The sequence below is a fragment of the Bradyrhizobium sp. U87765 SZCCT0048 genome (assembly GCF_018131225.1).
In the GTDB taxonomy this organism is placed as follows: domain Bacteria; phylum Pseudomonadota; class Alphaproteobacteria; order Rhizobiales; family Xanthobacteraceae; genus Bradyrhizobium_A.
Window position 1 is genome coordinate 296,331 of sequence record NZ_JAFCMM010000006.1, and the last position, 21,890, is coordinate 318,220.

General features: G+C 68.6%; 20 protein-coding genes. 8 read left to right on the forward strand and 12 right to left on the reverse strand.

What is annotated here, in order from left to right; all coding sequences use genetic code 11:
• The first annotated feature begins 379 nt into the window (after nucleotides 1–379).
• Nucleotides 380–757 (forward strand): Hpt domain-containing protein, encoded by a 378-nt coding sequence (locus JQ639_RS31490; RefSeq protein WP_211963823.1) that lies wholly within the window; start codon nucleotides 380–382, stop codon nucleotides 755–757.
• Between the two features lie 109 nt (nucleotides 758–866).
• Nucleotides 867–1,187, forward strand: a complete 321-nt coding sequence (locus JQ639_RS31495) for a 2Fe-2S iron-sulfur cluster-binding protein (protein WP_211963825.1) — start codon at nucleotides 867–869, stop codon at nucleotides 1,185–1,187.
• Between the two features lie 49 nt (nucleotides 1,188–1,236).
• Here JQ639_RS31495 and JQ639_RS31500 read toward each other — a convergent pair whose 3' ends face one another.
• Entirely contained in the window at nucleotides 1,237–2,217 is a 981-nt protein-coding gene (locus tag JQ639_RS31500) for an AraC family transcriptional regulator (RefSeq protein ID WP_211963827.1), read from the reverse strand.
• Nucleotides 2,218–2,223: 6 nt separating this feature from the next.
• Entirely contained in the window at nucleotides 2,224–2,676 is a 453-nt protein-coding gene (locus JQ639_RS31505; RefSeq protein WP_349644659.1) for an acyl-CoA thioesterase, read from the reverse strand.
• A gap of 172 nt (nucleotides 2,677–2,848) precedes the next feature.
• Between JQ639_RS31505 and JQ639_RS31510 the strand changes: the two genes are divergently transcribed.
• Together JQ639_RS31510 and JQ639_RS31515 are read left to right on the forward strand one after the other, a co-directional pair.
• A complete protein-coding gene (locus JQ639_RS31510) occupies nucleotides 2,849–3,877 on the forward strand; it encodes an NAD(P)/FAD-dependent oxidoreductase (RefSeq protein ID WP_211963838.1) in 1,029 nt (342 codons plus the stop codon).
• 119 nt (nucleotides 3,878–3,996) lie between these two features.
• Nucleotides 3,997–4,527: a HEAT repeat domain-containing protein gene (locus tag JQ639_RS31515; RefSeq protein WP_249122959.1), complete on the forward strand. Its 531-nt coding sequence runs from the start codon at nucleotides 3,997–3,999 to the stop codon at nucleotides 4,525–4,527.
• A 5-nt stretch (nucleotides 4,528–4,532) separates the two neighbouring features.
• On the opposite strand, the gene JQ639_RS31520 is transcribed toward JQ639_RS31515, so the two are convergent.
• A complete protein-coding gene (locus tag JQ639_RS31520) occupies nucleotides 4,533–5,519 on the reverse strand; it encodes an acyl-CoA desaturase (RefSeq protein ID WP_249122870.1) in 987 nt (328 codons plus the stop codon).
• 139 nt (nucleotides 5,520–5,658) lie between these two features.
• On the opposite strand from JQ639_RS31520, the gene JQ639_RS31525 reads away from it, so the two are divergent.
• Nucleotides 5,659–5,979 (forward strand): metalloregulator ArsR/SmtB family transcription factor, encoded by a 321-nt coding sequence (locus tag JQ639_RS31525; protein ID WP_211963842.1) that lies wholly within the window; start codon nucleotides 5,659–5,661, stop codon nucleotides 5,977–5,979.
• A gap of 114 nt (nucleotides 5,980–6,093) precedes the next feature.
• Here the strand turns inward: JQ639_RS31525 and JQ639_RS31530 are convergent, their stop codons facing one another.
• The 6 genes from JQ639_RS31530 to JQ639_RS31555 all read right to left on the reverse strand — a co-directional run bounded on the left by JQ639_RS31530 (nucleotide 6,094) and on the right by JQ639_RS31555 (nucleotide 16,776).
• Nucleotides 6,094–9,135 carry an autotransporter outer membrane beta-barrel domain-containing protein gene (locus tag JQ639_RS31530; protein WP_349644660.1) on the reverse strand — a complete coding sequence of 1,014 codons (3,042 nt, stop codon included), beginning with the start codon at nucleotides 9,133–9,135 and terminating at the stop codon, nucleotides 6,094–6,096.
• A 356-nt stretch (nucleotides 9,136–9,491) separates the two neighbouring features.
• Nucleotides 9,492–10,409, reverse strand: a complete 918-nt coding sequence (locus tag JQ639_RS31535) for a hypothetical protein (RefSeq protein WP_211963844.1) — start codon at nucleotides 10,407–10,409, stop codon at nucleotides 9,492–9,494.
• Nucleotides 10,410–10,762: 353 nt separating this feature from the next.
• Complete coding sequence (locus JQ639_RS31540) at nucleotides 10,763–12,655, reverse strand: SGNH/GDSL hydrolase family protein (RefSeq protein ID WP_211965050.1); 1,893 nt, start codon at nucleotides 12,653–12,655, stop codon at nucleotides 10,763–10,765.
• A gap of 169 nt (nucleotides 12,656–12,824) precedes the next feature.
• Nucleotides 12,825–13,874: a lysylphosphatidylglycerol synthase transmembrane domain-containing protein gene (locus tag JQ639_RS31545; RefSeq protein WP_211963846.1), complete on the reverse strand. Its 1,050-nt coding sequence runs from the start codon at nucleotides 13,872–13,874 to the stop codon at nucleotides 12,825–12,827.
• 515 nt (nucleotides 13,875–14,389) lie between these two features.
• Nucleotides 14,390–14,824: a hypothetical protein gene (locus JQ639_RS31550; RefSeq protein ID WP_211963847.1), complete on the reverse strand. Its 435-nt coding sequence runs from the start codon at nucleotides 14,822–14,824 to the stop codon at nucleotides 14,390–14,392.
• 284 nt (nucleotides 14,825–15,108) lie between these two features.
• Entirely contained in the window at nucleotides 15,109–16,776 is a 1,668-nt protein-coding gene (locus JQ639_RS31555; RefSeq protein WP_211963849.1) for a mucoidy inhibitor MuiA family protein, read from the reverse strand.
• Between the two features lie 169 nt (nucleotides 16,777–16,945).
• Between JQ639_RS31555 and JQ639_RS31560 the strand changes: the two genes are divergently transcribed.
• Nucleotides 16,946–17,554 carry a hypothetical protein gene (locus JQ639_RS31560; RefSeq protein WP_211963851.1) on the forward strand — a complete coding sequence of 203 codons (609 nt, stop codon included), beginning with the start codon at nucleotides 16,946–16,948 and terminating at the stop codon, nucleotides 17,552–17,554.
• 94 nt (nucleotides 17,555–17,648) lie between these two features.
• Here the strand turns inward: JQ639_RS31560 and JQ639_RS31565 are convergent, their stop codons facing one another.
• From JQ639_RS31565 to JQ639_RS31575, 3 genes are all read right to left on the reverse strand, one after another.
• Nucleotides 17,649–18,050, reverse strand: coding sequence for a RidA family protein (locus JQ639_RS31565; protein WP_211963853.1), 402 nt, complete (start codon nucleotides 18,048–18,050; stop codon nucleotides 17,649–17,651).
• Nucleotides 18,051–18,141: 91 nt separating this feature from the next.
• A complete protein-coding gene (locus JQ639_RS31570) occupies nucleotides 18,142–18,567 on the reverse strand; it encodes a universal stress protein (protein ID WP_211963854.1) in 426 nt (141 codons plus the stop codon).
• Between the two features lie 69 nt (nucleotides 18,568–18,636).
• Complete coding sequence (locus JQ639_RS31575; protein ID WP_211963856.1) at nucleotides 18,637–19,170, reverse strand: SixA phosphatase family protein; 534 nt, start codon at nucleotides 19,168–19,170, stop codon at nucleotides 18,637–18,639.
• A gap of 181 nt (nucleotides 19,171–19,351) precedes the next feature.
• Between JQ639_RS31575 and JQ639_RS31580 the strand changes: the two genes are divergently transcribed.
• Together JQ639_RS31580 and msrB are read left to right on the forward strand one after the other, a co-directional pair.
• On the forward strand, nucleotides 19,352–20,824 hold the full coding sequence (locus tag JQ639_RS31580; protein WP_211963858.1) for an NAD(P)/FAD-dependent oxidoreductase: 1,473 nt from the start codon (nucleotides 19,352–19,354) through the stop codon (nucleotides 20,822–20,824).
• A gap of 176 nt (nucleotides 20,825–21,000) precedes the next feature.
• Nucleotides 21,001–21,504, forward strand: a complete 504-nt coding sequence (gene msrB, locus JQ639_RS31585) for a peptide-methionine (R)-S-oxide reductase MsrB (RefSeq protein ID WP_211963859.1) — start codon at nucleotides 21,001–21,003, stop codon at nucleotides 21,502–21,504.
• Nucleotides 21,505–21,890: the final 386 nt, after the last annotated feature.

The window sequence follows — 21,890 nt, forward strand, 5'->3', positions numbered from 1 at the left end:
GGCAAAGTGGCTACCGGTCTGCCGCCGAAACGCCCGTCAGTTCACAGTTTGCGTACGCCCTGGTCGCAAAACCGGTACCCACTTTTGCGGAACGCACGCTCAAGCTTGTCCCCTACTTCTCCGAACATCCTATTGGCTCGATGCCTCGAATGAAATGGCCGGCGTTAAGAACATTTTAATCATCGTTAACGGCGCTGTGCGTAACGCCTTCTAACTGAACGAAATTCCAAATCGCTGTGGGAATTTCCGGGTTCCCGGTGGGTGAACTGTGGCAAATTCGTGTCATTTTCATGCAACGATCCGTTAACCACCCGCGTGTTTGGCTGGCCTCGTTCGCGCTCTCGGCACGGTTGCGGGAGCGGAACCACGGACACTGCCGATGCCTCACTCTTTCGAACGGATCGCCTGGATGCCTTCGCCGCCGCTCGTCCCCGACGACGCGCCCATCGATCTGGAGCACCTGCGCCGGATGACCATGGGCGATGCCGAGGTCGAGCGCGAGGTGCTGGCGATGTTCGCAGCCCAGGCCAGCGAGCTGGCCGAGCGGCTCGCCACCGTGCCGGCCGACGGCGAGCGCCTCGCCCACACATTAAAAGGGTCGGCGCGGGCCATCGGGGCATTCCGCGTGGCGGACGCGGCGGCGGACCTCGAGCTGGCGATCCGGTCCGAATGGGCGACCGCCGAGCCGATCCGGGTGCTGCGCGGCGCCGTCGCCGAGGCGCGCGGCGTGATCGACGGGCTGCTCAAGCGGTCCTGACGTCCGCGGGACGGGCAGGGGTCACAAAACCGTGCGCCCAACGCTGGCGCGGGGCGAGCGGACCCGTTATACGACTGCCATCTTTCCTTTTCCGGCAACACGAGTCGTCATGGTCAAAATCAACTTTGTCGATCCTGCGGGCGCGACCCGCTCCGTCGACGTCGATGCGGGGGCAACCGTCATGGAAGCCGCCATCCGCAACGCCATCCCGGGGATCGAGGCCGAGTGCGGCGGCGCCTGCGCCTGCGCGACCTGCCATGTCTATGTTGACGAGGCGTGGCGCGAGAAGGTCGGCGCGCCGACGCCGATGGAAGAGGATATGCTCGATTTCGGCTACGACGTGCGCCCGAACTCGCGCCTGTCCTGCCAGATCAAGGTCACCGCGGAGCTCGACGGCCTCGTCGTCACGACGCCCGAGCGGCAGGCCTGAGCGGCGGTCAGCGCCGCCTTCCGACGACGACATGCGCGCGGGCACGCCGTTACGGCGTTCCCGCCCTGATCGACCAACCGCCCAGATCGGCGAGACGGCATTCCGTCGGCGTCATTCCGAACGTCGACCGGAACACGCGATAGAACGTGGCGATGCTGTCGAAGCCGCAGGCCAGTGCGATGTCCGCGACCTGCTGGTCCGGCATGGCGGCGAGCCGACGCCGCGCCTCGGTCAGCCGCAGCGCCGTCATTGTGCGCGCCACGCTTTTTCCCGTCGGTTCGAACACCAGATGCAGTTGGCGGATCGAGACGCCGAGCCATGCCGCGACCATGGCCGGCGTCAGGTCCGGCCGGTGCAGATTGCGCATGATCAACTCGTGCGCGGCATGGCGGTAGCCGGTGTGCAGCGCCGCACGGCTCTCGGGCATGCCCGGTGTCGCGCTGCCGCGCGCCAGCAGGGCGAGCTGGGCGAGATGGCTGACCGCGAGATCGGCGTCGACGGCGTCCGGCGGCCGCTGCGCCAGCGCGTTGAAGGAGGCCAGAGCCAGCCGGGTGTATTTGCTCGTGGCGGGCAGCGGCGCGGCGGCGAGGTCGCGCAGGCCCTTGACCGGACTGTCGAGCGCCGCGAGCGGGATCTTCACGGTGCGAAACAGAAAGCCGTCGGCACGCTGCGGCGTCCCTGCCATCGGCAGATCCGAAAAGCTCAGCGCCAGGGCGCCTTCATCGATGAAGGAGACGCGGTCGCGGCCGGTGTCGAGCCAGCCCGGCCCGCGGATCTGCAGGCCGATGCACAGGCTGTCGCCGGTGACGCGCGCGATGTCCTGCTTGGTGCGGCTGACGCGATAGGACGACGCCTCCATCTCCGCAAGCGTGCTCTGTCCCACCATCCGGGCGGAGAAGCGTCCACTGAATGCGGGACGGCGCTCGCGCGCCAGCTCGATGGTGACGCCGAACAGGTTTCTGGCACGCACCTCGCACCAATGGTCGAAGCGCTCGTGCGGCAGGAGACCACTGGTGTCGAACTGGATCATGGCGCTTCAGCTCTTCTCGCCCCGCCGCAGCCAGGGCTGGAATTTGGCGATGACGTCGGCGGGAAGCGGCGCCGGCTTGCGGGTGTGACGGTCGACCAGGACGGTGATCGCCACCGCCGAGGCGGCACAGGCGCCATTGTGGAAGATCACCTGGTCGTAGGTCACCGAGGTGCGCCCGAGCCGTGACACCGCAAGGCCGAGCTCCACCGTGCCCGGCCAATGCACCTCCGCCTTGAAGTCGATGGCGAGATGCGCCAGCACCCAGCTCAGGCCCTCCGGCATCAGGCCGAAGGCCGGGGCGCGGATCAGCGACACCCGGCTGGTCTCGAAATAGACCGCGAAGCTCGTATTGTTGACATGCTGATTGGGATCCTGGTCGCCAAAGCGCACATTGTCCGTCAGGCGGTAGGGATAGTCGTCGAGGCGGATCACGGGCTTGGACGGGCCGGGCTGGCTCACGCGAGGGTCTCCGGGACATCGGGGCGTCGAACGGGGCTGTTTTGGCCGAGACCGCGCCGTCCCGCAAGGGGGGCGGCGCCCGGCCGTGCTGGACACGGGCGGCGCTCTCGTCGAAGATGCCGCGAACGAGTTCTTGCCCGACTGCATTTTCCCGAAGGAAGAAGATTGAGCAATGAGCGAGCCGATCAAGACTGACGTGCTGATCATCGGGGCGGGCCCGTGCGGCCTGTTCGCCGTGTTCGAACTCGGCCTTCTCGACATGAAGGTGCATCTCGTCGACATCCTGGACAAGATCGGCGGCCAGTGCGCCGAGCTCTATCCGGAGAAGCCGATCTACGACATTCCCGGCATCCCCATGGTCACCGGCCAGGGGCTGACCGACGCGCTGATGGAACAGATCAAGCCGTTCAATCCGACCTTCCACATCAACGAGATGATCGAGAGCGTCGAGAAGATCGGCGATCCGTTGTTTCGCGTCACCACCGACGCCGGCAAGGTGTTCGAGACCAAGGTGCTGGTGATTGCCGCGGGCGGCGGCTCGTTCCAGCCAAAGCGGCCGCCGGTGCCGGGCATCGAGGCCTATGAAGGCACCTCGGTGTTCTATGCCGTGCGCAAGATGGAGCAGTTCCGCGACAAGTCGCTGCTCATCGTCGGCGGCGGCGATTCCGCGCTCGACTGGACGCTCAATCTCCACCCGATCGCCAAACGCGTCACCCTGCTGCATCGCCGCGACGAGTTTCGCGCCGCGCCCCACAGCGTCGAACAGATGCGCGCGCTGGTGCGCGACGGCAAGATGGATCTCAAGCTCGGCCAGGTCACCGCGCTCGAGGGCGAGGGCGGCCGGCTCTCCGGCGCGGTGGTCAAGGGCAACGACAACGAGACGGTCAGGGTCGAATGCGACACCATCCTGCCGTTCTTCGGCCTGACCATGAAGCTCGGTCCGGTCGCCAACTGGGGCGTCAAGCTCGAGAACAACCTCATCCCGGTCGACACCGAGGCGTTCGAGACCAACATCCCCGGCATCTTCGCCATCGGCGACATCAACACTTATCCCGGCAAGCTCAAGCTGATCCTGTCCGGCTTCCACGAAGGCGCGCTGATGGCGCAGAAAGCGCATCGCTACGTCTATCCCGACAAGCGCCTCGTGTTCCAGTACACGACGTCGTCGTCGAGCCTGCAGAAGAAGCTCGGGGTGGGATAACGCACGTTCAGCGCGGCGCCGGATGCGAATGGCGTGTCCGGTGGCCGTGATCGACCTCGAACAAGGCGCGAGAACAAGCTACGAGAGCTTACTGCTGGACACTGCGATAGGTCTTGAACATGCTGGCCGAGCATTGCGCCCTCGTCGAAGCATTGGCGGCCCCGTATCGAGCGTCTAACGCTTACCGGGCCTTGCTCGATCTTGGAACAGAAGCGCTTCCGTCTGTTCGAGCTGGATTGCGGAGTGAAAATCCTGATGTCCGGCTCCATTGCTGCAGGTTTCTGGATCGGTACCTGACACCGGAAACGCTCATCGACCTGATAGATATGCTCAACGACGACGACAAGCGTGTGAAGTGCTCTGCCTTACACACGCTGGCGTGCGACCGGTGTAAGGAAGGAACCTGTCGGCCAGAAGAACGACAAGTGCTTCCGAAAGCAATGCAGCTACTCGCGAGCGACCCTGATGCGCATGTCCGCGCAATGGCGATTGAAGTGATCGGCCAGTTCGCTCATACCAACGCTCTTGCAGCTGCATCGATTTCTGCTGCCCATGAGAATGACACAAGTTCAACGGTTCGCAAAAAGGCCGGATGGTTCGCGCCTGGAGGCCCGATCTACGACCGGATCAAGAATAGCGTCAGGTCCTAGGGCGCTTACAGTCGCCGCAGCCCCGCGCGCGGCGGCAGGTTCGCGGGCAGGCGCACGTCCCAGACGAGGCCGATCCGCGCCAGCGCCGCCAGCACCCACCAGCCGGGATCGATCTCGCCATCCTCGTGGGCGAGCCGCGCCGATCCCGGAAAGGCGTGGTGGTTGTTGTGCAGGCTCTCGCCCATGGTCAGCAGGCTGACATGGCCGACATTATAGCCCTGCACGCCGGCGCCCTCGATGTGCCAGCTGCGCGGGCCGCGGTTGTGGGCGAAGTAGCCGACCAGCCAGTGTCCGGTGAGCGACAGCGCGACCCGCACGCAGATGCCCCAGATCACCCACGGCAGGCCGCCGAGCGCGAAGAATAGCAGCGCCCACGGCGCCTGCTGCAGCATGACGGTGCGGTCGAGCAGGCGATAGAAGCGGTCGTCCCTGACGCGCGGCTCGATGACGAGCGCCGGCGGGTGGTCGAGCCGCAGCTCGCAATGCAGCTGCCACCACGCATCGCGCCAGATCGGATTGCGATGGGCGAGAAACGGATGGCAGGCCGTCTTGCGCTGTGCCCAGTCGCGGATGTCGTGCTGGCGGATCATGCCCGATGGGCCGGCCATGCCGACCAGCGTGCCGAGGTAGACGAACAGGTGCTCCAGCCACAGCGGGCAGGCATAAGCGTGATGGATCAGGCGGCGGTGCATGCCCAGCGAATGCCCGAGGCAGATCGTGAGCGCCGTGGTGACGACGAACAGCGCCACGGCTCCCGGCGTGACGAACAGCGGGCCGCCGATCCCGGCGCCGAGCGCCATCGCGGTGAGCCAAAGCGATTTGGTCGGCGACCACACGACATGGCCGGCGGTGGCGTCGGTCGCAGCGCGTTCGGTCATGCGCGGCGATCGTTCCATGGCGATGGCGGCGGCGTCGCCTTGCGGAAACGAGGCCGGACAGGGCAGGGCGGTCGACGGCGGCAAGCCGGGCAGTGCGCGGGTCGCGGGCATCATCGTGGCAACTCCCTCACGGCGGCACGAAACGCTTGCGCATTTCCAGTTCGTTCAATAACTCATGAGTTAACAGGTGAATCAACGCGCTGCGGCTGGGACGGTTTGCCGCAGCGCATTGCGCGGCGAGAGCGATCACGACATGACGGTAGACAAGATCTTCGAGGCGCTGTCGTCGCCGCCGCGGCGGCGGATCCTGGCCTTCCTGTCGAAGACCGACATGACCGCCGGCGAGATCGCCGAGCGGTTCAGCGCCATGATGTCGGCGCCGGCCGTCTCCAAGCACCTGTCGGTGCTGGAGAATGCCGGCCTGATCTGGCGCGAGAAGCGCGGCCAGAACGTGCACTACGGGCTGAAGGAGGATGCGCTCGCGGGCACGCTGGTGCATTTCCTGGCCGAGGTGTGTCCACGCTCGCGGCCATTTACGAAGGACAGCCGTCGCAAGGCGAAGGCCAGGACCTAAGGTCACAACTGGATCAAGGCCTGGACCGAGGTCGATACCTGAGCCGGAACGCCCGGCGACGGCGGCTGATCACGGCCGGACACACTGTCGCGCCGGCGGTCCGTACCGTCCGCCTCACCACGAATAGCGCACCGCGCCCTTGCCGGCGTAGCTGGTGGTCACGCTGGAGAACTCGCCTTCGAAGGTGGTGGCGGCCGACCAGCCATTCAGCCACTTCTTTTCGACGGACGCCGTGACCAGCGCCGCGTCGCTGGCCTGTCGTGCGCCGTTGACCACGAAGGATGCGCCCGGCAGCGCCTGGAAGGTGGCGCCGATGGTGCGATCGGGATTGAAGTCGTGCGCCCAGGCGGCGCGGCCCCGCAGGGCGAGGATGCCGTCGTCCAGCGCGAACGACTTGTCGGTGCGAAGGCCAAGTTCGCTGCGCGTCGCCGTCACGCTCCTGGCACCATAGGCCAGCGCGAAGGCGCTGGCGCCGGCCAACGCCTGCTCGGCATAGGCCGGCAGGTCGAAGGTCGTGAACTGTGCGGCGGCGTAGGGCGTCAGGCCGATGCCTTGCGACACGACGCGGTAGCCGCTTTCGAGGCGCCCCGACCACGCATTGGCATTGAACTGCGCGCGCAACTGATCGATGCCGGCAACCGTGACCGTTCGGTTGGTGGTGATGTCTTGCCAGCCATAGGCGATTGCGCCGGACACATACGCCGCGCCGATGGTGTGGCGGACGAATGCGCCGGCCTGGAACAGGTCGGAGCGGCCGGAGCCGAGCCCGTTGGCGACGCTGAAGGCGGTGCCGCCGCCGGCCAGCGCGAATCCGGCGAGCGTATCCGGCGACAGGCGGTAGTCGGCGCCGGCGGCGGCGCCGTAGAGGCTGCTGGTGGCGGTGTTGCTGCCGATCACCGCGTTGCCGCTGGTGGCCTGCGATCCGCCATAGCCCGCCGCCCATACGCTCCAGCGCTGGGCGAACACATCGGCTGCCGGCGCCTTGCGAGCAATTGCGGCCAGCGCGTCGTTCTGATTGCGTGCTCTGGTTTGCTCGTCGGCATAGCCGGTCGCGCCGCCAGCGGCCGTCACCGGGTCGCCGCGTCCGGCGATGAACGGATCGATCAACAGTCCCATGAACTGGTTCATCGCGCCGAAGGTCGCCTGCTGCGCGCCGGTGGCGAGTTCGCCGGAGGCTTGCGTCAGCCCCGCGGGCGTCAACGTGCCATAGACGATGGGAATGCCGCCGGTCGTGTTGAAGACGTTGATCAGCGCGTTGCCGACGGCATTCTGATTGAGGTTCAGGCCGTTGCCGAAGTTCTGCACTGGTGTTGCCGGCGGTGATGGTGCGAAGTTCAGCGTCAGGTTGAGGTAGGCGTGGGTCGCGTCATAGCTCAGTGTATTGCTGAAATTGGCGGGCAGGTTGCTGTTGCTGAAGGCGCCGAAGGTGCCGCTGATGCTGCCGGCGGTGAGGATCGTATACTGCCGGGAGACGTGACTGCCGCCGGCGAAGGTCGCGTTCACGGTCGCGCCGCCGAGGGTCGCCGCACCGGCGACATTGGCTGACGATGCCGTCGACGGATTGAGCGCCACCGCATAGAACGCGCCCGAAGCGAAGGCGAGGCTGCCGTTCACCGTCATCGCAGTGCCCGGCGCGCCGCTGCCGGGCGCGAAAATGCCGCCGGCGCTGACAGTGGTCGCGCCGACCGTGCCCGTGCCCCCGAGCGTCGCGCCACCCTTCACGACCATGGTCGCATTGGCGAGGGTGCCATTCACCAGCAGCGTCCCGGCGTCGACCGACCAGGGAAGCGCCGCGCTGTTCGTGCCTGTCAATGTCCAGGTGCCGCTGCCGCTCTTCTGGAAAAGGCCGAAGCCGTCATACTGCGCCGATGCCCCGATCTGCGAGGCGTCGAAGCTGGCATTGGCGGCGCCGCCGAGGCGGAAGGCGTCGGCGTTGCTGAACGCGACCACATTGCCGCTGATGGTCGAGCCGGCTTGCAGCTCCAGCACGTTGACGCCGCCCGTGAAGGTGATCGCGTTGGCCTGAACCCCCGCTCCGTTGTTGGCGAAACCGCCACTGACGGTGCCGCCACTTATGACGATCCCGACGTTGGCGCCGGCAATGCCGGCACCGCCGGCGCCCGCCGTTCCATTGGTGACCTGATTGGCGGGGCCACTGATGATGCCCGCACTGCCACCGTTACCGCCGGTGATCGTACCGCTCACAGTGATCGCCACGGTGGTCCCGCCGCCACTCGTCAGCAGGATGCCTGTGCCACCGGTGCCGCCATTTCCGCCGACGCCGGCAGGGGTATGGGCGTTGCCGGTGTTTCCACCAGCCGCGCCATTTCCGCCGGTGACATGGCCACCGGTACTCACGGTGAGGCTGCCGCCGTTCGTCAGCACGACGCCTGCGCCGCCGCCGCCGCCGTTGCCGCCATTGCCACTGCGGTTGTGGGTGCTGTCGCCGCTGTTGCCGCCGATGCCACCATTGCCGCCGGTGGCGCTGCCGCTGCCGGCAATGGTGAAGGTGCCAACTCCAGTTCTCACAATGCCTACACCGCCGTCGCCTCCGCCACCGCCGGAGCCACTGGGGTTATCGGCGGAGGCGGAAGAGCCGCCGGAGCCGCCATTGGCGCCGGCGACCGCGACACCGGTGGACCCCGCCCCGGAGCCGGTCAACAGTGCGCCGCCGCCGCCCGCGCCGCCGCCGCCGCCACCGCCGCCGGTATTGGACGCCGCATGTGAATCGGCGCCATTGCTACCAGCCGTCGGCGTGGGGGTGGCAACGACGCTGGTCCCGCCGACAAAACCGAAATTGCCGCCGTCGCCGCCATCGCCGCCGGTCCCGTTGCCGCCAAGGGCGGCGCCACCATTGCCATGTGTGCCGCCAAGTCCGGTCACATAACTCACACCGCCACCGCCACCACCGCCACCGCCGAAGCCTCCGACACCGGAAACGCTGCCATTGCCGCCGTTCGGGCTTGCCGAGGTGCCGGCAGTGCCGCCGAAGCCGTTGAAGCCTGGCGCTCCACCCGTGCCCCCGTCAGCGAAGGCGGGCTGAGCCGCCAGCATCGACGTCACGGCCGCGCCGACCAGCGCCGTGCTTGCCAGGAGGACGCGAACAGCCCGCACGCGCGCCCGCGGCGCGCGCCAAACATCATGATCAATTGTCACGTTGACGCTCTTTTCCCCGCTCGCCGGGACAGTGAGCCCACATCAATTTTCGCGTCGAGCATCCCAACCGAACGCCGCGCGCCCCGCGGAATAGATTCCGAAAGTCGCTGCCAAACGCACGCGCAAAAGTGTACCGGATCGAGGAAAGCCCTTGGTTTCGCCAGCCGTTTTTGGATCGGCGTGTGCGCCGCCTCTCCGTTGCGGCCGGGGCGGACCAGCGCGAGGGGGCGTGTCTGGAGGGGACGGAGAGAATGCTGGAGCGCGTTCGCTTTTGATGGAACCGTGGACGCGCTCCAGCTTCTTGCTGTGACGCGTTTTCTTCATGCGAACCGGTGCCCGCTTCGCTCGAGAACGCCTTAACGGGACAAGATCTCGTGGGCGTTGTCGCGGGTAAAATAGCCGCCGAGATCCAGCCCGTACTGCGCATAGAGGGCGAGTTCGCGGGCAATGAAGTCCTGATACATGGCCGCGAGACGCGCGCAGTCGTCGGCGCGGCCGTTGTCGGAGATGGAGATCAGGCCGAGCGCGGCCGCGGTCTTCTGGACATTGCGAATCTGCGACGCCGACGAGCCGAATTTTTTGGAGATTTCGGGGGCCGACGGCATCTCGTCGCCACGGAGCGTGGCGTGGACGAGTGTCGCGATGACCGGAAAGCCGCAGTCCAGCTGCAGCAGCTCGTAGATCTTCGGATAGTATTCGCCGATCGCGATGTCATGTTCGAAGAACGGCGTCCCGATCGACGACAGAAAGCGCGCGATGAAGTCCGCCTCGCGCGCCACGCGCTCGGCATAGTGGCCCCCCGGCGCGAGAATATCGAAGCAGCCGAGCGTCTGGGTGTACCAGGCGCGGACGTGCTCAAGCAGTTTTTCGGTGGGGCGATAGACGCGCAGCCTCGCGTCGTTGCGTCCGCGCTCGACCGCGACGAAGCCGGCCAGCTTGGTCAGGGCCAGCACCGTCTTCAGCACCCGCGAGCCGCAGTGGTTGCGCGCCTCCGACAGCGCCAGCAGTCTCACGAAGCTCGGGCCTTCGCCGTCGCCGGTCACATCTCCGGAGAAGTGCAGAAACAGCAGATTGCCGATGACCTGGCTGCGGACATAACTGCCGACGACCTTGTTGAGGAGCCTTGGTCCCTCACGCCAGCGCAGGACGTTTTCGAGATAGTGCATCGCCGCGCGGCGAAACTCCGGGTGGGCTCTGATGGCGGCGGCGGTGTCGGCCAGGACATCCGGGCGATGCCGCGGCGCGAGGCTTGGTGAAACGGAAAGCTTGGTCATGAAATCTCATCGGACAATGCCTGGATTATGAACGAAAATGATGCTGTTGCCAGACTGAAGTGAGTCGCGCCCGGCGAGAGGGCGTTCGCATTTGCAACTGCGCGAGGACGTCCGTCGCTCGTTGGGACGATGATGACACGGCGCGATCGTTCGATCGCGGCTCGGCGGAGATGTCGGCCATCACGCCTGCGGCGTGCCCTGAATTGACGGACGCGTTTGAGAGCGTGTCATTTCGGGATGGCGCGAAGGCCGGAGCACCATCCCGATCGCCATCCCGGCTGCCGCGTCCGGGATGCTTTGCTGTGTTGTGCTGTCGCTGCGCGGCGATGGCAGCGGTGTCGGCCGCTGCGGCTCTACTGCTGCGCCGGCGCCAGCGGCAGGGGCTCCTGGACGATCGCGCGCGGCTCGGCGCCGTTGAGGCCGAGCACGCTGGTCATCGCCGGCAGCGCGGCGTCGGCCATCGCGGCGTGGCCTTCGGCGGTGGGGTGGATGGCGCCGCCATACACCGCCGACAGCACGCCCCAGGTGGCGTCGTGGATGTCGGCGGGCAGTGCCGACGACGACACGCCCTGCGGATAGGTCATCGCCGCGAAATAGCTGTCGTTGGCGTCGCGGATCCAGCGCGCGCGCGGCGAGTAGGCGCGGAATTCGCTGGCGCCGCGGCCGCAGGTCAGCGGGCTCGACGACGCCGCGACGATGTCGGCGGTGAAGCTCTCGCCGGTCGCGGAGAAGCACTGCTGGTCGAATTCGGGATCGCTGCTGCCGCGGGCGCAGAAGCCGTGGTTGGCGAACGCCTGCTGGTGCTGGTCGACGAAGGTCATGCGGTCGGTGGCGGGATCGCGGCACAGCACGCCGCCGCTGCACTGGGCGAGATCCTTCAGCCGCGGCAGGAATTCGCGCTGCACATAGGCGGCGACACGCTGCAGCCGCGCCGGGTCGGCGTTGAACGAGGGGTGGATGTCGAAGCCGGCGGGACCGCCGGGGCAGGGCACGCCGCCGCTCAGTGCCGGGTTGCCGTACGAAGTGTAGACGACATGGGCGAGATCGCCGCCGACCATCGGCTTGAGCGCCTCGCGCAGCCGCGCGAAGCGCTGCGGCAGGTCGTGCTGCAGCGTGGCGCGGGAATCGTCCAGCGAGCCGAGCACGCCGGTGCGGCGGAACAGGCCGCGTTCGGTCGGGGCGTCGACGATGACGTCGGCGACGAGACCGGAGAAGTCGATGTCGTTGGCGCCGACCGACAGCAGCACGAGGTCGAGCTGGCGCGACGGCTGACGGCGCCTGGCGGCGGCGAGGGCGTCGCGCAACTGGCCGAGCTGGGCGTCGACCGTGCCGGCGCAGGTCACGGCGTTGCGGGTGAACAGGCACTCGCGGGCGCGCTGCGAACCGAACAGGCCGTCATTGATGGTGGCGCCGGTGCAGGCGAGCGGCAGGTAGGTCACCGCGACATGCGGATACTGCGCGGCGAGCGCGATCGCGGCCCGCGTCTGGTAGCTGTAGAGCGAGCGGTGGCACGCCGGATTGAACCACTGCGCGCCGAGCAGTTGCCAGGCGCGCAGGCCGCTGCCCGAGGTGTCGCCGCCCTCGCAGGCGCGCGCGCCCTTGAAGTTGGCGCGGCCGGGCCGGAAATACTGGTTGGCGGGGCCGCCGAGATACGACTGGAAGCAGAAGCCGTCGTCGGACAGCGCCACCGGCTTGTCGGGATTGCCTTCGCCCGAGGCGATGGAATCGCCGAGCCCGGCGATGAAGATGTCGCGCACCTCGATCTGGGCGGTGATGCGCTGCGGCGCGTCGGCGCTGGAGACGTCGACGGTGGCGGTGGTGGCGCGGCCGTAGCGGGCGCGGAAGTTGATCGGTTCGGCGCAGTCCACGGTGGACTGGCGCGGGCCGTCGCCGTCGTCGAAGGTCCAGGCGCAGGTCGCACCCACCGGGATGGCGCCGGTCAGGCGCACGGTCACCGGATGCTCGGTCGGCGTGAGGTAGCTCTCCTTGACGCCGTCGCGGGTGCACGGCTCGCTGATCTTGCCGGTGGGATCGATGCACAGCCGGCCGACGGTGTTGCGGGCCCAGCCGCGGCCGTCGCTGCGGGTCGCGAGCGTATCCTCCGAGGCGAGGATGCTGCCGGTTCGCAGCGTCTCGGTGTGGATCTGGAAGTCGCGTTCCTCCCGGAACAGGCGGAAGCGGTTGCGCACCTCCCAGGAGATCTGCAGCGGCCCGTCGGCCTGGGCGCGGGCAGGCGGCGGGGTCATCGCGCCGGCGAGGCCGGCGGCGAGGAGGGCGCCGAGCAGGAAGCGGCGCAGGCCGGCGCATGGCCGGGATGTCGGCGTCGAACGGAGGGCGGCGCCGGTGTCGGAAACGGGGCTGACGGTCATGGCGCTATGAAAGACCGGCTTGGGGCAAAAGTATGGGGAAAGGGCCTTACTCGGCGGGATGGGGCCGTTTCACCCGCTGCGGCACCGCCATGGCGTTGAGCGTGCCGGTGCGGCGGCGCTCGTTCCATGGCTTCACCACGTTGAGCCACAGTTCGCGCACGCCCATGATGGAAATGGAGATGGCGAACGGGATCACGAAATAGAGCAGGCGGAACACCAGCAGCGAGGCCAGCAGCTGCTCCTTGCCGAACTGTGGCAGGGCCACCAGCATCGCCGCGTCGAACACCCCGAGGCTGCCTGGGGCATGGCTGGCGAAGCCGATCAGGGTGGCAAGAATGAACACCACCGCGACCGAGACGAAGTCGACGTGCGGCACGTCGGGCATCAGGATGTACATCGCCAGGGCGCAGAAGCCGAGGTCGATCACCCCGATCATGATCTGCAGCAGCGTCAGCGGCGCCGACGGCAGCACCACCTTCCAGCCGTTCTGGCCGAGCTCGCGGCGGCCATTGGCCAGCCACACCAGATAGATGACGATGCCGGCGATGCAGCCGAGCGCAATCAGGCGGTTGATGGAGGGTGGCAGCAGGTCGATGGCGCTGGCGGCGGCCGGATGCCAGGCCATGCCGATGCCCAGCACGAACATGTTGCCGAGCCAGAAGGTCAGGCCTGACAGGAAGCAGATTTTCGCGACGTCGATCGCGTTCAGGCCCCAGTCCGAATAGATGCGGAAGCGGATCGCGCCGCCGGTGAAGACGGTGGCGCCGATGTTGTGGCCGATGGTGTAGCTGGTGAAACTCGACAGCGCCGCGATGCGATAGGGCACATGGTCCTTGCCGATCGTGCGCAGCGCGAACAGGTCGTAGAATGTCAGTGTGAAGAACGCACAGACCACGCACAGCGCCGCCAGGGCGATGTGGGCCGGCGACTTCTCCGTCAGCGCGATCAGGATCACGCCGGAGTCCACGCCCTTCAGGGTGCGGATGAGCGTCGTCACGGCCAGCACGATGATCAGAACGCTCGCGGCGATGCCGATGCGTTTCCAACCGGTCCGTCCCGTGAAGCCGCGTTTGAGCGCGGTCAGCAGTCGATGCATTCATCCTCCCGGCAGGGAACGACACTCGAGAAAGCCGAATGGGCGAGGCGGCAGACGGCTGCGGGAGCGATCATAGGTGAAAACTCGGTGGCGAAAAACCGGACACGAGCCCTCCTGGCTGCGGCCAGATGCGCCAAAGGCGAAATACGGTAAATCCCGGTCGCCCGGGACGATGGACGTTCATAGGGAAGGCGTCATTAGTGTCTCGTTGTCAAGGATATAGGGCAGTCTTGCGCGCCGGCCAGAGCACAGGATCGGGGACTGCCACGCGGCGCGCGCCGTTGCGTGTCGCAATCCGGACACATTGGCATCTCGGTCGGTTGCGCCGGCGGCGCGCCGCGCGTGGTTTCCTGTCGCGGTTCGGGGGAGCTGTGGCAGATTCACGTCGATTTCGCGAAGGCGGGAGGGGCAGGTGCAGCGATGTTGCACTGCCCGCGCCATGTTTTGGTCACCGCCAGCGGCGTTCTGACGCAGCGTGCCGTCGACTGGGGATACGGGCGCCGCCCGGCGACGTGTCAGATTCGGCGGAGCGCGAAATAGGCGCCGCAAAACGCCATCACCGCGCCCTGCACCAGGGCGGCCAGCCCGGCCACGACCCCGGCCGAGGTCGGCGCGGCACTGGGCGCGGAGGCGGCCTGGCCGGCCGCGGCGAGCAGCAGCACGCCGACGGCGATGAGGAATTGCCGCAGCCGCAGCGGGATATGGCCGGACGCCGCACGGCCCATCAGCGAGGCGGTGACATAGCCGCCGACGAAGGCGGCCAGCGCCACCAGCCACCACGCCAGCGCGGCGCTGGCCGGGATGAGATCGCCGGTGTCCGAGCGCCACAGCGTGCCGAGGTCGAGGCCGAAGCGCTCGGCGATGATGTGCACGGCCAGCGCCACGAGCACGCCGGTGGTCATCGCGCCGGCCAGAATCAGACGTCGGGGAAACGAAGCAGCCTCGGACATGCCGCCTCATAGCATGACGGGGCGGCCGGTGTCCCGGGTCCGGGGCGTCGAACGGTGCCGCGGTTGCCCGGGGGCGCCGGACCTGCAGACATTCCGGGGTCACGCCTGCGGCGTGCCCCGGAATGACGACGCTTGTTTCCGGGCCCGTCATTCCGGCTTCAGAACTCGTCGTGGCGGGCTGGCCCGCAGACAGGGCCAGACCCGGAATCTCGAGCGCTGCGCCGATCGCGACGCCGCGTCAGGCCGAAGTCCGCCCCGCAGCAGCGAACGGGCCCGCTTCAAGCTCATTTCGGCTCGGTGCGCATGAAGATGTCGCGATCGCCGGGCCAGCGCAGCCGCCAGCCGAGGCGGATGTCGCGGGCGTCGCCGGCCGCGAGGTCGTAGCTCCATGCCAGCACGCCGCGCTTGTCGCCGACCGACTTGTCGGTGGCCGGCGTGTTGGTCGACAGCGGCTCGACGCTGATCTGGTTGACGTCGGACACCGGCAGGCGGTCGGTCACGGTGATGCGGATCGGGGTGTCGTGCAGGTTCTTCACGGTGGTCTTGAACTCGGTCACCTGGGTGCGCGAGCTGTTGATCCAGCCGGGCTCGTTGTCCTTCTGGCGCAGCGGCACGCGCGTCACCTTGATGCGGTCGTCGCGGCCGGCGCCGAGCGTCGCCTTGTCGCCGGGCGCGACCAACGGGAAGCGGCCCTTGCCGACGTAGACGCCATCGCGGTGGATGTTGACCTCGCCGGGCAGCAGCGGCGCCTCCTCGTTCTGCACGAAGGCGACGTCGAGGAAGGCCGACGGATCGAGCGCCGGCGAGGTGCGGGCGATCAATTCGGGCGTCAGATGCGCGGTGCTCAGCGTAAAGCTCTTCGGCGAGCCGTCGCGCGGCACGCTGACCCGTCCCGGCACCTTGAAGTTGGCCTGGAAGGCGCCGGCCTCCAGCGTCGCCAGCACGGGCCTGGCCGCGAGCTGCTTCTGGTCGGCGAGCGGCGCCGGCGGCGGTGCTGCGGCCGACATCGGCGCGCGCGGTGCGGCACGCTCGGCCGCCGCACCGGCGCCGAACGGCACGACGATATCGTCGAACGACACGATCAGCGGCGTCACCTCGGGGGCGGCCGTACCGCCGGCCGTGCGCACGGTCGAGACCGACAGCGTCGCCTGGTCCCAGTCCTCGCCAGTGCGCTGGGTGATTTCGGCGCGGCGCACGAGGTCGAGCGTCGCGGGGCGGCCCTTGCCGCCGGTGTCGAGGCGGGCATCGTAACGCGGCGTCCAGGCGGCATGGGAGACGCGATAGGTGAGGGTGAGGCCGGCCTTGAGCGGACCGTTCGCCGACACTGCGATCGTGACATCGCGCTTCGGCGCGCCGGGCTTGGCCGGCGTCTGCCGCGCCTGCTCCAGCGCGGTGATCTGCTCGGCGAGCTCGGTGCGGCGGGCGCGCACCACGCGGCTGTCCTCGTTGACCCGCGCGAGCTCGTCGCCGACCGTGTCCCATGCGGTCTTCCAGCTCGCGGGATCGAGCGTCCGCTCGTCCTTGCCGATTTTGGTGGGATCGAGCTCGCTGAAGCGGACGATGCTCTTGCGCTTGACCTCGAGGGCGTCGAGCCGCGCCGCGACCTTGTCCTGCTCCTCCTTCAGCGCGGTGATCTTCGCCTCCAGCGCCGGATCGAGCGCCGGGCGCGTCTCGCCGGGCGACAGCCGCGTCTCGACCGCGCCGATCGCCAGTTCGCCATCCGCGGTGGCCTCGACCCGCACCGAGGCCGGATCGATCACGGCCGGCAGCCCTCTGATCAACACCGTCGAGGCGCCCTCGGGCAGCGACAGCTCGGCGAGGCGGCTGACCATGGCGCCGTCGGGAAACACGGTGACGGCGTCGATCTTCGAGGCGGCGTCGATGTCGGCGGCGTGCGCCGCGCCGGCCGCGAGCGGCGCCGCGGCGAGCAGGGCGAAGGTGGTGATGCGCATGGAATGACCTCTTGCTGGATGACGGCGTGTCCCCGCGGCATTGGTGGTGGACATTCCGGCGGCTTGGCGGCAACGAAGCGGCAGCAAACGGACGGAGGCCGCATGAATTGCGCTTCGGCCGCGGCTGCGACACCATGGCGCGTATGACGGCAGGGTCAGTGACACGGCGATGAAGGCGATATCCGCGGCGACGACGGCCTCCGATCGGGCCCCCGGAACAGGTGCGAGCTACAGCTACCGGCCCTCGCTGGTCGGCGCCGCGCGCACCTTCACGCTCACCGACGAAGGCCTCGCGTATCGCGCCGGGATGTCCTCCGGCACCTGGCCCTATGCGTCGATCGCGGCGATCCGGCTGTCATGGCGGCCGGTGTCGCAGCAGGCACGGCGCTTCCGCGCTGATCTCCACAACGATCGCGGGCGGCGGCTGCAACTGGTGTCGGCGAGCTGGCAGACCGCGGCGCTTGTCGCCCCGCAGGACCAGCCCTATCGGCAGTTCATCCTCGAGCTGCACCGCCGCATCGCCGCGGCGGGCGGCCGGCCGGTGCTCATGACCGGCCTGCGCCGCTCGTTCTATGGTCTGGCCGCCGGCGCCAGCGCGCTGGTCGGCGTGATGCTCGCCGCGCTGTTCGTCCGCGCGGCGTTCATCGGCTCGTTCGCGGGCATGGCGTTCATGGTCGGCTTCGCCGCGCTGTTCGCCTGGCAGATCGGCGGCTTCCTGCGGCGCAACCGGCCGCACAGCTATACCCTCGACGCCGTGCCGCGCGACCTGCTGCCGTGACGCCGCGACTTGCACACGGCGCCGATCTTCACGGGCGCTGCCGATCTCGCCGCACAAGCGGTCGCTTGAGCTGCGCCGGAGTACTGGCCACACCTCAGCCGAGAACAGCCACCGCTTCGATCTCGACGAGCCACTCCGGATGCGCGAGCGCGCCGACGCCAACGAGCGTACTTGCAGGTGGCGTCCCATCCGCAAAGAAGGGCGCCCGCGCCTTGCCGATGACGGCGCGATGTTCGGGGCGATAGTTCACGACAAAGGTCGTGATCTTGACGATGTCGCTGTAGCTCGCGCCGGCGGCGGCAAGGGCGAGACCGACATTGCGCATCACCTGGGTCGTCTGCGCCGCAAGATCGCCGATGCCGATCGTCGCGCCGCTTTCGTCGGTGGACACCTGTCCCGCGGTGTAGATCGTGTGCGTCCCTGCCGCGACGACCACCTGCGAGAAGGCTGGGCTTTGCTGCAGTCCTTGCGGTCGTGGACATTCGAGCTTGCCCATCTCACCCCCCTTCGATGTACGCGCGAGTGCGCGCGCCTTTGGTGACGGGTTGTCTTCATGCGATGCCGTGTCGGTGCTTTGCGCGCCGGTCCTAGTGCCGCACCACCAGCACCGAGCATTTGGCGTAGCGCACGACATGGCCGGCGTTGGAGCCGAGGAAGTAGGTGCGCATCGCCGGGCGGTGGGAGGTCATGACGATGAGGTCGGCATGGATCGCCGCGGCCTCTTCCAGGATCTCGTGATAGATGCCGCCCTGGCGCACGATGGTGGAGATGCGCGCGGCTTCGATGCCGGATTCGGACGCCACGATCTCCAGCGCCTCCTCGGACGACTGGCGCTGCTGGGTGTCGAAGTCGGCGGGGACGTATTCGGCGAGCATCACCGGCGTCATCGGCAGCACGTTGAGCAGGCGAACGCTGCCGCTGAAGGTGCTGGACAGCGTCGCCGCCGTGGCGATCGCCGGCTTGGCGAGATCGGTGTCGGCGAGATCGATCGGCACCAGAATGGTCCTGAACATCGGCGTCTCCCTGGCTGCGGGCATCCGCCCGCTCGTGGGACCGTGGTTCGTTCCTCGACGCCGATCAGCTTACGCGCCGTCCTGCCCTTCCTTCAACAGGCGCGGGCTGACGAATCGCTCGAGCCGGCCGCGCCGGAAGGCGACGTCGCCCCAGTCGTCGGTGGCGAAGTCGATCACGGCGAGGCCGGAGGTCGGCAGGTTGTCCTGCAGCGCCTGGCGCGCGGCGGCATTGCCGCTGCCGGCGAGCGCCAGCGCGAATTCATGCAGGCCGGGATTGTGGGCGATCACCAGCAGGGTGCGTGGATCGTCGCCGACGGCGGCGCGGACGATGCCGAGCAGGGCGCCCGGCTCGGCGCCATAGAGCTCGTCGAGATGGTCGACGGCCGCCGCCGGCCATTCCTTGGCGACGATGTCCCAGGTCTGCCGGGTGCGCACCGCGGTCGAGACGAAGGCATGGTTGGGGACGAGGCCGCCCTGCGCCATGTAGGCGCCGATGTCCTGCGCGTCGCGATGGCCGCGTTCGTCGAGCCGGCGGTCACGGTCCCTGCCGGTCGGGCCGTCCTTCTCGGTCTTGGCGTGGCGGAGCAGCAGCAGACGGCGCATGCATCGGTCCCGATTCGGCCGGCGCGCCGGCGTGGGAAAGAGTTGATATGGTCCTGCGCACGCTCTTCGTAAAGCGGCACGGCGCGCGGTGTCGTGTCGCGGCGGAACGGCTGTTTCCCGATGCGACCGCCAGCGACGGCGTGACAAGCGCTGACGCTAGCCGTAATAACAGGCCGTGACGATGACCGCAGACAACGACGTTGGGGATAACGCGCCGCCGGCGGAGCCGGCGCGGCCGCGCCTGACGTTCGACCTCGATGTCGATGTCTGCGTCGTTGGCGCCGGCCTCGCGGGCCTCACCGCGGCGCGGGAACTCGCCCGCCAGGGCATGAGCGTCGCGGTTCTGGAAGCGCGCCGCGTCGGCTGGAATGCGTCCGGCCACATGCTCGGCGCCGTGATGCCGGGCTACACCGCGCCGATTTCCGATCTCATCGCCCGTGTCGGCTTCGAGGATGCCCGCGAGCTGTGGGGCCTTGCGCAGCAGGGCGCGGACTATGTGCGCGGCGCGGTCGCCGACGGCGCGGCGGAGCTGGCGTCCGAGGGCGCGCTCGAGGTCTCCACCGTCGACAGCGGCGAACAGCTGATCAGCCGCCTGCAGACGCTCGGCGAGGATTTTGGCGTCGAGGTCGAAGGCTGGCAGGCCGAACGCGTCCGCGATGTGCTGCGCACGCCGCGCTACTTCCACGCGATTCATTTTCCGAAGGCGTTCCAGATCGACGGCCGCCGCTATGTCCACGGGCTGGCCGCGCTCGCCGAGCAGGCCGGCGTGCGCATCTTCGAGGACACCGCGGTGGTCGAGCTCGACCTCGCCGGCGTGCGCAAGCGCATCGCGACGGCGGGCGGGCGGCTGCGGGCAGGACAGGTGGTGCTCGCCGGCAGCGTCCATGTCGGCGTGCCGCAGCCGCGCCTTGCCGACACGCTGCTGCCGGTGTGGCGCTGCGCGGCGCTGACCGCGCCGCTCGGCGAGCGGCTGGGCGAGGTCATCGGCTTTGCCGGCGCGGTCGGCGATGCCGCCGGGCTGAACCAGTATCGCATCGTCGACGGCGACCGGCTGTTGTGGTCGGGGCCGGAGCGCACGCTCGGCATCGGCGACCCCGTGGTGGTGCCGCGCCGCCATGCGCGGGCGATCGCGCGCCAGATTCGCGCGCTCTATCCCGCGCTCGGTCCGGTCGAGATCGCCGAGGCGTTTGGCGGCGTGGTCGGCCAGACGGTCCATGGCATGCCCCAGATCGGCGAGCTGCGTCGCGGCGTCTGGGTCGCCAGCGGCTTCGGCCGCCAGGGGATCAACACCGCGGCGATGGCCGGCCAGCTCATCACCCGCGGCATCGTCGAGGGCGACGATCGCTGGAAGCTGTTCCTGCCATTCGAACTGGTGTGGGCCGGCGGCCGCATGGGGCGGATCGCCGGGCAGGCGCTGATCTCGTGGTCGCGGGGCCAGGCGGCCGCGGCCGGCGTGCTGGCACGCTATCGCGAGGGCGCGCGGGCCCGGGCGCTGGTCCGCGACGAGCGGGAAGCGGCGAAGCAGGCCGCGCGCGCCGCCCGCATGGCGGCGGCGGTCGGACGACCGCTGCGTCCGCCGGGCCCCCGCGATGCGGCGGAACAGGCGGTCGAGCCCGCGGTGCCGCGCTCGATCACCGACATCAGCACGCCCTGAACACGGCAGGCTGGGCGGACGCGCCTTGCGCGCCCGCGGGCGGCTCGCGAGAATGTGAGCGCGGCGGCCGCAGCGCGCGTAACTTTCCCGCCCGCGATCCGTAGATTGCAGCGGAAGCGGACAAGCGGGCCGTTCCCCGGGCCAACCGGGGCCCGCCATGACACAGGAGCCCTGCCATGATCGATCGCCGTCTCGCGCTGACCGCCGGCCTGTCCGTGCTGGCCGCGCTGCGCTGGCTGCGCCCGGGCGATGCCCGCGCGGCGGAGAAGACCGAGACCTTCGAGGTCACCAGGACGCCCGAGGAGTGGCGCCGCCAGCTGACGCCGGCGCAGTACAACATCCTGCGCGAGCATGGCACGGAGCGGCCCTACACCAGCCCGCTCAACAAGGAGCACCGCAAGGGCACGTTCACCTGCGCCGGTTGCGACCTGCCGCTGTTCGCCTCGGAGACCAAGTTCGACAGCGGCACCGGCTGGCCGAGCTTCTACCAGCCGCTGCCCGACGCGGTCGGCACCACGGAAGACCGCTCGTTCATGATGACGCGCACCGAGGTGCACTGTCGTCGCTGCGGCGGCCATCTCGGCCATGTGTTCGACGACGGCCCCAAGCCGACCGGCCTGCGCTACTGCATGAACGGGCTGTCGCTGAGTTTCAGGCCGGCGAACACGTCGGCGTCCTGAGGCACGTCCCGGCCCGCTGCGGCCCCTGCGGTCCGATCGGCCGATCGGGGTTCGCCGCAGTTTCCGGGGTGTTTCCGAGCGCGCCATTCCGGGGCTGGCCCCAAGGCCAGACCGGAATCCCGAGCGATCCCGAAGCTCTGACGCGGAGAAGGGGAGGTCGGCAGGCCGCCGCCGCGAACGCGCGCACCTTGCGCCATACGCCGTTCTCGCCCGGTAGAACTTGCCCCGCTAGGCAAAGAGTCCCCGGCCGCAGCACCCGCGCGGCACCTTCAAATCATTGAAAATCCAGCGTGTTCCTCGGTGGCACGCAAATTGCGTCGTCGTTTTCCGACCTGTGGCCATGCCCCGTTCGGGCCCCCTGTAAGCACCGGCCGGCCACCCGGGCA